This is a genomic window from Pseudomonas sp. RIT-PI-o (assembly GCF_001297215.1).
Taxonomy (GTDB): domain Bacteria; phylum Pseudomonadota; class Gammaproteobacteria; order Pseudomonadales; family Pseudomonadaceae; genus Aquipseudomonas; species Aquipseudomonas moraviensis_A.
Map to the genome: position 1 here is coordinate 125779 of NZ_LHPA01000017.1, position 10947 is coordinate 136725.

Below are 10947 nucleotides of genomic sequence, written 5' to 3' on the forward strand. Positions count from 1 at the left end.
CCAGGCGGACTGCCGATGGGCGTCCGATTGTTTTTGTTGTCTGGTATGCGGTTTCAACTGTAGGAGTGAGCCTGCTCGCGATGGCGGTGTGTCAGGCAACCTATGCGGCGCCTGATACACCGCTATCGCGAGCAGGCTCACTCCTACAAGGGATTGATGTGTATCAGGTGGGGATCGGGTGCACGTCACAGTTGCGCCCGGCCTTGGCCAGTTGGCCGGGGACTTCGTGGCCTAACAGATCTGGCAAGCCACGCGAGAGTTTCAGCAGCAACGGCAAATCGATCCCGGTGGGAATGCCGACTTCCTCGCACAGATTCACCAGGTCTTCAGTGCAGATATTGCCCGACGCCCCCGGCGCAAACGGGCAACCTCCGAGGCCACCGAGCGCCGCATCGAAGCGCCGTGCGCCGGCCTCGTAAGCGGCCAGCACGTTGCACAAACCGAGGCCACGGGTGTTATGGAAATGCAGGGTCAGATCGGCCGGCGAAACCCGCTGCAAAACACGCCGCACCACACGATCCACTTGACGCGGATTGGCCATGCCGGTGGTGTCGGCGAGGCTGATGCCCTGAATGCCGAGCTCCTGATAAGCGTCGACGATCTGCAGCACGCGATCCTCGTCAATCTTGCCTTCGAACGGACAACCGAAGGTGGTGGCGATGCTGCCGTTGAGGCGTACACCCGAGCCGCTGACAAACGCGACGATGTCAGCGAACGCTGCCAGCGAATCCTCGCAACGCATGCGCATATTCGCGAGGTTGTGGGTCTGGCTGGCGGACATCACCAGATTCAACTCATCGGCCTTCGCCGCCACTGCCCGTTGTGCGCCTTTCAGATTGGGGATCAGCGCCACGTAGATCACCCCCGGCTGGCGCTGAATGCCGATGAACACCTGCTCGCCGTCACGCAGGGCCGGGATGGCTTTGGGCGAAACGAACGAGCCGGCTTCGATGCGGCTGAATCCGGCCTGCGACAGTTGATCGATCAGGGCGATCTTGTCAGCGGTTTCCACCCAGGTCGGCTCGATCTGCAAACCGTCGCGGGGCGAGACTTCCTGGACGATCAGCTGGTGCGAATAGTCAGTGATCATTGCACGACCCCTTGGCCTTTCAGGCGTTCGATATCGAGTTCATTCAGGCCCAGCCCGGCCAGAATAGCGTCGGTGTGCTGGCCCAGTTTCGGCCCGGACCAGTTCACCCCGCCGGGGGTCTCCGAGAGCTTGGGGACGATGCCGGGCATCTTCACCGTTGCGCCGCCGGGCAGCTCGGCATTGAGCAGCATGTCCCGCGCCTGATAGTGCGGATCGGCGACGATGTCGGCCACCGAGTAGATGCGCCCGGCCGGCACTTCGGCGGCTTCGAGGGCGGCCAGTACCTCGTCGATCGGCAAGCTGCTGGTCCAGTGCGTAATGGCCGCATCGAGCAATCCGCTCTTGGCGGCGCGGCCGTCGTTGTGGGCGAATTCATCCGCGTCGGCCAGATCAGCGCGGCCAATGGTGTGCATCAAGCGCTTGTAGATCGGATCGCTGTTGCCGGCGATCACCACGTAGGCACCGTCGGCGGTGAGGTAAGTGTTGGAGGGCGCGATACCCGGCAAGGCGCCGCCGCTGCGTTCGCGGACATGACCAAGCATGTCGTATTCCGGCACCAGACTTTCCATGACGTTGAACACGCTTTCGGCCAGCGACACATCGACAATCTGCCCGCCGCCCTGCCCGGTCTTGACCCGCAACAACGACATCAGCGCGCCGATCACCGCGTGCAGCGAGGCGAGCGAATCGCCGAGGCTGACGCCGACCCGCGCCGGTGGCGAATCGGGATTGCCGGTGGTGTAGCGGATGCCGCCCATGGCCTCGCCAATCGCACCGAAACCGGGCCGGTCGCGGTACGGGCCGGTCTGGCCGTAGCCGGAGATACGCACCAGGGTCAGGTTCGGATTCAAGGCATGCAGCACGTCCCAGCCCAGACCGAGTTTTTCCAGCGCGCCGGGGCGCAGATTTTCGATGATCACGTCGGCGTCGCCGGCCAGTTGCTTGACCAGTTCGATGCCTTCAGTAGATTTGAGGTTGAGTGCCAGGGATTTCTTGTTGCGCGATTGCAGGTACCACCACAGCGACGTGCCTTCGTGCAGCTTGCGCCATTTGCGCAGCGGGTCGCCCTGGCCCATGGCTTCGATCTTGATCACCTCGGCGCCGAACTCGGCAAGCATGCGCGCGGCAAACGGCGCGGCGATCAGGGTGCCGATCTCGATCACTTTGATTGCACTCAAAGGGGCAGTCATCGCGGTGTACCTCTTGTTCTTGGAATAGGTGGCCAAGGCTAGAGGAACGATGATTGGACAATCCAGCCGTCTCTCGGCAATGAGCGTTCGCGAAATGCGAATGCTCCAGAAAGTTTCGGTGACCTCAGGTCAGCCATCGCGAGCAGGCTCACTCCTACAGGTTTTGCGTCGCCCACAGATTTGAGTTCACCCAGATCCCCTGTAGGAGCGAGCCTGCTCGCGAAGAGGCCATCAGCCGCAATGAAGATCTACGGCGCACGCAAATGCTCAAACAACATTCGGCTCACCGGCGACAATCCCGCTTCATCGCGCACCACTACTATCAGCGCACGGTCCGACCAGGCATCGGTCAGCGGCACCGCCCGCAATCCCAGCGCCTGACCAAACAACTCATAGGCTCGCTGCGGCAGAATGCCGATGCCCATGTTCGCCTGCACCATCCGGCACACCGCATCGAATCCCGGCACATGAATGCGGATGCGCAGAACTTTGCCGGCCTGTCGCGCCGCCGCATGGGTGCGCATGTTGATCGAACTGGCCGCGTGCAAACCGACGTAGTCACTGTCGAGAGTTTCGTGGAAGGTCACCGATTCGCGCGTCGCCAACGGATGCTCCGGGAGCATCACCACCACCAGTTTGTCCTGGCGGTACAACACGCTGTGCAGGCCTTTGGTATCGCTGTCATCGGAACAGATGCCGAGGTCCGCGACACCATCGAGCACGCCCTGAATCACCCCGGCGCTAGGCCTTTCTTCAAGGTCGGTCTTGACCTGCGGATGCTGCGCAGAGAAGTCACGCAAGTCTTCGGGCAGAAACTGAATGATTGCTGAAAGATTGGCCAGCATACGCACGTAACCGCGCACCCCGTGGCTGTGCTCACCCAGCTCCAGGCCCATTTTTTCCACGTTGAAAAGCATCTGCCGCGCATGGTGCAGCAGGGTTTCACCGGCCGCGGTGAGGACCATGCCTTTGGCCTGGCGCACGAACAGTGCGATGCCCAGCGCCTCCTCCAATTCCATCAGACGCTTGCTCGCCGCCGACACCGCAATGGCTTCGCGCGCAGCCGCACGGGTCAGCGTGCCTTCCTCGTGGACGGCGACAAAAAGTTGCAGGGTGATCAGGTCGAGGCGGCGGATCAGGTTTTTTTGCAGCATGGGAGACTCGAAGACAGGTTCATTCGAGTCGGCAGGATAGCCCGGTTTTACCTGTGCCTGCTCAAAGGCCAGTGCTGTCACGGCGTTTCGTCGCAGAGGCGGTCAGCAAGCGGACCAACTTCGCGCTGTCGTCCTTGCGACCCAACACCAGGATCGAAGAGCCTTGCGCACAGGCATCGATGGCGGGCCACGAAATGTCCTTCGCGCCGTCGACATCGAAACAATCATCCTCCGCGCCGTCAACCAGAAAGCCCGCCGTCAGCAAGCCACGCGTGCTGCCCGAGGTCTGTCCGACCGCAACGATCCGTTGGCCATCGATATCGTCCAGCGCGAAACCCGCTTGCCATTGCCTGAGGTCCAGTGCCCCTGTCGCTGGGGTGATCACAGGATTTTTGCGATTGAACGTTTCATCCATCGCACCGGTGTAAGTGATACCGCTGATGAACGCATGTTGAAGTTTCTCACCTTCAGATGACTCGACCGCCGAACCAAGCAGGAGCAGGCGCGCTGCCGTTTGCACAACAATCTCCGCCACGCTGCTTTCAAGCGGCTTGCCATCCCGTTGGATATTCAGCAGCAAAATCCCCTCGTCGCCGAATGCTTTTGCGAGGTTGCCGCTGTGATCGAACGCCATGACCAATCCCTGGTTGGTTATTTCTGTTTTGCCGTGCACAAGAATCAGCCCACTGCCGAGCTGGACGATCCCGAGCAAGGAAATGGCCACCCTCGGCAGGGTCAGGGGCATCCAGCCGTTGGCAGCGAACGTCAAATCGTCCGAGCCGTCGAAATGCAGCCGCGTGAGCAAGCCACTGCCCTTTTGCGAGGTGACAAACAGCAGTCTGTCCGGCTCGGTCACCTGTGGAACAGATTTCGCCATAATCAGATGCCCATGCGTGGCACCGCCCAGCGATGGAATACGCATGGGCACAATCCGATAGCCGCTCCGGTCGCCGCCGAACTCGATGTCCGGCGAGCCGTCGGGGGAAAACCGGGCGATGACTTGCTGGTATTCCAGAGCCCTGTCTGTGACCACGCCGACCACACCGCACATCCAGATCCGTCCGAGCGCATCAACGATCAAGGATCCGCCTTGCGATAGCAGGCCGGTACCGAACTGGCCGCAGAGATAGCCGCCATCACCAAAGGCCGGATCCGGATTTCCATTGCCATCCAGACGCGCGAGGCCGTAGTACGAATGGCCCGACTGCTCGACCGTTGCGCTGACCATGATCTGCCCCGACGGGGTGATCGCCACGCCTCTGCCAATGGTTTTGCTCGCTCCGGGAAATTCGAGCGTTCGTTGCCCAAACAGCTCATCGAGCTCCCCGGCTGACTGCGCGTTTGGTGAGTTTGCCGCGGCGGAGTTCGACATGTTCGTATGCTCTTGAAGAGATCGACTCGATCCCCTTGTCCGGAGCATTCGACCTGAAGAAGCCATTGCAGACAACTGACATAAATGACAGTTTTTCAGAAGAAAACGAAATTACTCACCGATCAAAAAAGCCTGAAGAACTGGTAGTTCTTACAGGTTCTAAGTCAGGCACGTCATGCCAACCTCAGCGTTCATATCCGCCGTAGACGAGAAGAACGATGAGCACTCGCGACGAGCAAATTTCACAACCGCCACCGGCCCCGACCATCACCTATCCAGAACAGGGCAGCACGACCGGGCCTGCAACACTGTTGCTCGGCAGCGGCATACCCGATGCGCTTGTGCAGGTCTGGAACATTGAAAATACCCATTCGCTCGGCGCAGGAAAGGTCAGCGCAAATGGACGATGGGCATTCAGCATCAGCGGCGCTCAGGCTCAGGGCCAGCAAAGGATTCACGCCCACCAGACGTACGCAGGCAACACGTCGCAATGGAGTGACGAGCGCGCATATGAGGTGCGACTGCGGCCCGCCATCGACGTCCCGCTCGTTCTCGAACCGACAGAGGGAGCACAGGTTGACGCGCCTCCGGGGTTTTCGGGAGATGTCACACGGGCCGAAGGTTTCGTCAGTATTTTCGATCTGGACACCGGCCTGGAGATTGCCCGGGCCCGGGTCGAAAGCGACCAAAAATGGGCAACCCCGGCTGAGCACCGCTTGCCGGTCGGGCAGTACCGGATATCCGCTGTTCACAACATTGCCGGCGAAACTTCAGATTGGGGCCGTGTGCGGACATTTACCGTCGCGGCACGAACAGGCGATGAACTGCTCGGCGTCGCTCGCCTTCGCGCCCTCACTCAAAACGCATTACGGAAAATCTCTTCGATCTGGCGTTGATCCGCCGCTCGCGGATTGGTCAGTCCGCAGGCGTCTTTCAAGGCATTGGCGGCGAGCACCGGGATGTCGCTGAGCTTCGCGCCCAGCTCACGCAGTCCGCCGGGAATCTCGACGTCTTTGGCGAGGCTGCGAATGGCATGGATCGCCGCTTGCGCACCCTCCTCCGCGCTAAGACCACGGATATCCGCGCCCATGGCGTGAGCGACATCCCTGAGTCGATCAGCACAGACCAGCGCATTGAAGCTCTGCACATGCGGCAACAGTACGGCGTTGCACACGCCGTGGGGCAAGTCGTAGTAGCCGCCCAGTTGATGCGCCATAGCGTGGACGAAACCCAGCGAAGCATTATTGAAGGCCATACCGGCGAGGAACTGCGCGTAAGCCATGTTCTCCCGCGCCGCCAGGTCGCTGCCGTTGCGCACGGCCAAGCGCAGGTTGCTGCTGATCAGGCTCATGGCCTTCAGCGCGCAAGCGTCGGTGATCGGGTTGGCGGCGGTCGAAACGTAGGCTTCGATGGCGTGGGTCAGTGCGTCCATGCCAGTGGCGGCGCTCAGGCCCTTGGGCATCGCAACCATCAACTCCGGGTCGTTGACTGACAGCAGCGGCGTGACGTTGCGGTCGACGATGGCCATTTTCACGTGGCGTGATTCGTCGGTGATGATGCAGAAGCGGGTCATCTCGCTGGCCGTACCCGCGGTGGTGTTGATGGCGATCAGCGGCAGTTGCGGTTTGCTGGAGCGGTCGACGCCCTCGTAATCGCCGATCTGCCCGCCATTGGTCGCGCACAGGGCAATGCCCTTGGCGCAATCGTGCGGCGAGCCGCCGCCCAGTGACACGACAAAATCACAGTGGCTTTCCTTCAACAGCCCCAGACCCGATTCGACATTGGCCGTGCTCGGGTTCGGTCTGGCGCCAGCGAAGATCACCGAATCGATATCCTGCATCGCCAGTTTCTCGGCGATCATTGCGGCCACGCCGGCCTTGGCCAGCCCGCTGTCGGTGACGATCAGCGCCTTGCGAAAGCCATAATTGCGAATCGCGAGCATCGCTTCATCGAGGCAGCCGCTGCCCATGATGTTGACCGCCGGAATGAAGAAGGTGCTGCTCATCGTGTGTCTCCTGACTGGAGCCGGATCGACTGCCTCGATTCGGCGGGTGCACACAGCATCGACCGATCGGTCACCAGCAATGTTGATCTGGCTCAATGTCCGCTCGTGATAAAGTCGCCGTCCATCTGCCCTTTGTTTTGAGACCGCCCACGCAATGACCGATTTTCTCAATGTCGACGCCACCCTCGAAGACTGGAATGCCCTGCGCACCACGACCGCTTTCAGCGGTTTGCTGGTGGGCAACGGCGCCAGTCGCGCGGTATGGGATGACTTCGGCTACGACTCGCTGTTCGAAAATGCCCGTACGGTCGAAGAGAAACCGCTGAGCCCATCGGAACTGGCAGTATTCGACGCGCTGCAAACCCGCAGCTTCGAGCAAGTGCTGGGCGCCCTGAAAACCACCAGCCGGGTCAACAAGGCCCTGGCGGTCAGCTCGGCGGCGCCGCGCAATCGCTATTACGCGATCAAGGAAGCGCTGATCAACACCGTGCACGCGGTGCACATCCCGTGGCGGCTGGTGCAGCCTTCGACGCTGACGGTGCTGAATGCAGAACTGGCGCGCTATCGCACGGTGTTCACCACCAACTACGACCTGCTCAACTATTGGGCGCTGCAACACCCGGGCGAAGCCATCGACGATCTGTTCAACGGCGCGGACGCCAGTTTCGACCTGAGCCAAAGCGCCACGGACAAACCGCGCCTGCTGTACCTGCACGGTGGTCTGCATCTGGTGCGCAATCAAGACGGCACCGCGCGCAAACTGACTTCGACCGAGGGCACTCTGCTCGGCAGTTTCGCGATCAACAATACGATCAAGACGCTGGATGACGTGCCGCTGTTCGTCACCGAAGGACCGAGCGCCGACAAGCTCAAGACTATTCGCAGCTCGGATTATCTGTCGTTTTGCTATGAGCAATTACTCGCCCATGGCGACAGCCTGTGCATCTTCGGCCATGCCCTGGGCGAGCAGGATGCGCATCTGGTGCGCGCGCTGCGGTTGGCTAACCCGAAGTGCGTGGCGATCTCGATTTATCCGCGCAGCGCGGCGTTCATCCAGCATCAGAAGCGTCACTACGCCAAGGTGTTTGAAGGTACCGGGGTTGAGTTGCGGTTTTTTGATGCCAAGAGCCATGCCCTCGGTGATCCGAAATTGTCGGTACCGGTTGAGGTTTGATATTGGCCGGGCTGACGCGTTCGCGAGCAGGCTCGCTCCCACAATGGAATGTATTCCAACTGTAGGAGTGAGCCTGCTCGCGATAGCGGTCCGACAGGCGACATCTGAGTTGGATCTGATCGCCTCATCGCGAGCAGGCTCACTCCTACAAGGGAATTCGGTACCCTCAGAGGACCGGCAGGGTCTTGTCCTTGATGACTGTGGTCGGGCCGTTGGCCTTCACGCTGGCGATGCCCTTGTCACAGGCGCCATCCGATGAATACGACTCGCTGCTGCCGATGATCTGGTGATTGGCCGCCTTGAGATTGAAGTAGGGATGGCCATCCCTGGTCGACTTTTTCTCGTAGCGCTCATCCAGCGGGCTGTTGCTCTGAACCGCAGCAATGCCGCCGTCGGCACCGGCGCGGGTGCTGTAGAGCTCGCTGGTCAGAATCGTTTCGGCATTCGCCGCTTTCAACACGAACCTGAATTGGCCGTTGCTGCTTTTGCTCACTTCGTACCATCCGGACATGCCTGTTCCTCCTTGGGGGCGATTGCGAGATCTCGCGCTTCAGAGTAAAGACCAGCACCTGCGATCTGTCGCCTGAGCCGACTGCAAGCTGCAAGCTGCAAGAAAAAGCAGGATCACCCAAATCAGGCACACCAGCGGCATGCTTCACTTGCAGCTTGCCGCTTGAAGCTTGCAGCTGCCTCTCAAGGCATATAGCCGTCGGCGCGCAGCAGGGTTTCCAGGCAGTGTTCGCTGATGTGGTAGAACGCTTTCAGCTCTTCGATCTTCGCCAACAGCTGCGACGGATCGACCGGTTCGGTGCGTTTCACCGCGAGAATCATCTTGTTCTTGTTGGTGTGTTCCAGCGAGATGAACTCGAAGACCTTGGTCTCGTAACCACACGCTTCGAGGAACAGCGCGCGCAGGCTGTCGGTGACCATTTCCGCCTGCTGGCCGAGGTGCAGACCGTATTGCAGCATCGGCTTGAGCAGCGCCGGGCTCTGGATCTGCAGGCGGATCTGTTTGTGGCAGCACGGCGAGCACATGATTATCGACGCGCCCGAGCGGATGCCGGTGTGGATCGCGTAATCGGTGGCGATGTCGCACGCATGCAGGGCGATCATCACGTCCAGCTCGCTCGGCGCCACTGTGCGCACGTCACCGCATTTGAACACCAGCCCCGGATGCTCGAGCTTCGCCGCTGCGGCATTGCACAGGTTGACCATTTCTTCGCGCAGCTCGACGCCGGTGACTTCGCCCTCGGCCTTCAGGGTGTTGCGCAGGTAGTCGTGAATGGCAAACGTCAGGTAGCCCTTTCCCGAACCGAAATCGGCGACCCGCACCGGTTTGTCCAGCGCCAGCGGCGAGGAGGTCAAGGCGTGACTGAACACTTCGATGAACTTGTTGATCTGCTTCCACTTGCGCGACATCGCCGGGATCAGTTCATGCTGAGCGTTGGTCACGCCCAGGTCCTTGAGGAACGGGCGGCTCAATTCGAGGAAGCGGTTTTTCTCGCGGTTGTGCTCGGCGGACGGCGCTTCGCGCAATTGCTGAGGCTTGCTCTTGAACAGAGAACTCTTGCCCTTTTTGCTGTATTCCAGCTGCGCTTCGTCGGTCAGCGCCAGCAAGTGGGCATTTTTGAACGAGGTCGGCAGCAGCCCGGCAATCAGCGCCACGCCCTCGCTCAGCGGCAGGTTCTTGGTGATGTCGCGGGTCTTGTAGCGATAAACGAACGACAGGCACGGCTGCGCCTTGACCGTCACCGGCTTGATGATGACCCGCTGCAGATCCGCCTCTTCACCGACGTACTTGGCCAGCACCAGTTTGATGAAGCCGTTGTCGTCGAGGCTGGTTTGCAGCAGCTCGATGAACTGGGCGTGGTGATCTGGGGCCGGTCTGGCGGACGGCGCGGAAGGTGCGGTAACGGACATGGACAAACGGCCTCGGACGGGCGGAATCGGGAATGGCGGGTATTTTAGGGGGGATGGGGATTGGCGACACCCTCTTATTTACCCAACGGTCCAGAAGCCCCTCACCCCAGCCCTCTCCCGGAGGGAGAGGGGCCGATCGAGGTGTCTTGCGCTCGACATCGACCTGAACGACCGAGTCGACTATGGCTGTCAGGATTTGAGTTCGACTCGGCATTTCAGGTCGGCGGAACTCGACAGAACACCTCGGTCGGCTCCCTCTCCCTCTGGGAGAGGGCTGGGGTGAGGGTCTGGATCTCAAGCGAGAAGGAATATCAGCCCAGAACCACCAACCGATTCGGCAACTCGTTCCGCACCTGCGTCACCGGCACATGCACCTTCAACAACTCGCCACAGGCCTCTACGCAGGTGACAAACCCCTCCAGCGTGCGGCCCTGGCGGACCTGTTCGGTAAACGCTGCGACGATCGCATCCCAGTTGCTGTTATCCAGCCGTTTGGAAATCCCCTCGTCCACCAGAATCTCCACATAGCGCTCAGCCTCGCAGACGAAAATCAGCATGCCCGTACTGCCCACGGTGTGGTGCAGGTTCTGCTCAAGAAACTGCCGCCGCGCCAGGTTGGAGGCGCGCCAGTGGCGCACCCGGCGCGGCACCAGATGGGTGGTGATCTTTGGCAGGCGAAACAGCAGGCAGAGGACGATGAACATGCCCCACTGCACCAGCAACAGACTGCGCAGGGTGAGCCAGCCCGTGAGGTAGTGCACGATGCCCGGCAACACCAGCGCCAGCAGACTGGCCCAGAGCAGCGGGATGTACGCGTAATCGTCGGCGCGGGCAGCGAGCACCGTGACCAGCTCGGCGTCGGTGTCGCGTTCGACCCGGGCAATGGCCTCGGCGACTTTGCGTTGTTCGTGTTCAGTCAGTAATGCCATGTCGAAAAGTGCCTGCTCATTATTCTTTTGATCTCACCAGCCGCCGGACGAACCGCCGCCGCCGAAACTGCCCCCGCCACCGCTGAAGCCACCGCCGCCGCCACCGCCGCCAA

The 10947-nt window shown here is 60.9% G+C and carries 10 protein-coding genes; 2 read left to right on the top strand and 8 right to left on the bottom strand.

The window, feature by feature from the left end:
• Positions 1-163: 163 nt before the first annotated feature.
• The 4 genes from AEQ63_RS07810 to AEQ63_RS07825 form a co-directional block, all read right to left on the bottom strand.
• The gene (locus AEQ63_RS07810; protein ID WP_064362621.1) at positions 164-1090 is read right to left on the bottom strand and encodes a hydroxymethylglutaryl-CoA lyase; all 927 of its coding nucleotides are present in this window, start codon (positions 1088-1090) and stop codon (positions 164-166) included.
• Complete coding sequence (locus AEQ63_RS07815) at positions 1087-2280, bottom strand: CaiB/BaiF CoA transferase family protein (RefSeq protein WP_064362623.1); 1194 nt, start codon at positions 2278-2280, stop codon at positions 1087-1089. Before AEQ63_RS07815 ends, AEQ63_RS07810 begins: the two co-directional genes overlap by 4 nt.
• Positions 2281-2528: 248 nt before the next feature.
• Positions 2529-3434 carry a LysR family transcriptional regulator gene (locus AEQ63_RS07820; protein ID WP_064362625.1) on the bottom strand — a complete coding sequence of 302 codons (906 nt, stop codon included), beginning with the start codon at positions 3432-3434 and terminating at the stop codon, positions 2529-2531.
• A 61-nt stretch (positions 3435-3495) separates the two neighbouring features.
• The gene (locus AEQ63_RS07825; RefSeq protein ID WP_152972337.1) at positions 3496-4806 is read right to left on the bottom strand and encodes a hypothetical protein; all 1311 of its coding nucleotides are present in this window, start codon (positions 4804-4806) and stop codon (positions 3496-3498) included.
• 218 nt (positions 4807-5024) lie between these two features.
• On the opposite strand from AEQ63_RS07825, the gene AEQ63_RS07830 reads away from it, so the two are divergent.
• Positions 5025-5702, top strand: coding sequence for a hypothetical protein (locus tag AEQ63_RS07830; RefSeq protein ID WP_064362628.1), 678 nt, complete (start codon positions 5025-5027; stop codon positions 5700-5702).
• Here AEQ63_RS07830 and yiaY read toward each other — a convergent pair.
• A complete protein-coding gene (yiaY, locus tag AEQ63_RS07835) occupies positions 5663-6811 on the bottom strand; it encodes an L-threonine dehydrogenase (protein WP_064362630.1) in 1149 nt (382 codons plus the stop codon). The two genes, AEQ63_RS07830 and yiaY, sit on opposite strands and share 40 nt — an antisense overlap.
• A gap of 154 nt (positions 6812-6965) precedes the next feature.
• Here yiaY and AEQ63_RS07840 point away from each other — a divergent pair, with 154 nt between their 5' ends.
• Positions 6966-7985, top strand: coding sequence for a DUF4917 family protein (locus tag AEQ63_RS07840; protein ID WP_064362631.1), 1020 nt, complete (start codon positions 6966-6968; stop codon positions 7983-7985).
• Positions 7986-8151: 166 nt separating this feature from the next.
• Here AEQ63_RS07840 and AEQ63_RS07845 read toward each other — a convergent pair whose 3' ends face one another.
• The 3 genes from AEQ63_RS07845 to AEQ63_RS07855 form a co-directional block, all read right to left on the bottom strand.
• Complete coding sequence (locus AEQ63_RS07845) at positions 8152-8496, bottom strand: YegP family protein (RefSeq protein ID WP_064362632.1); 345 nt, start codon at positions 8494-8496, stop codon at positions 8152-8154.
• A gap of 182 nt (positions 8497-8678) precedes the next feature.
• Positions 8679-9905 (bottom strand): class I SAM-dependent methyltransferase, encoded by a 1227-nt coding sequence (locus tag AEQ63_RS07850; RefSeq protein WP_064362634.1) that lies wholly within the window; start codon positions 9903-9905, stop codon positions 8679-8681.
• A gap of 311 nt (positions 9906-10216) precedes the next feature.
• Positions 10217-10834 carry a TPM domain-containing protein gene (locus AEQ63_RS07855; protein ID WP_016771315.1) on the bottom strand — a complete coding sequence of 206 codons (618 nt, stop codon included), beginning with the start codon at positions 10832-10834 and terminating at the stop codon, positions 10217-10219.
• Positions 10835-10947 lie beyond the last annotated feature (113 nt).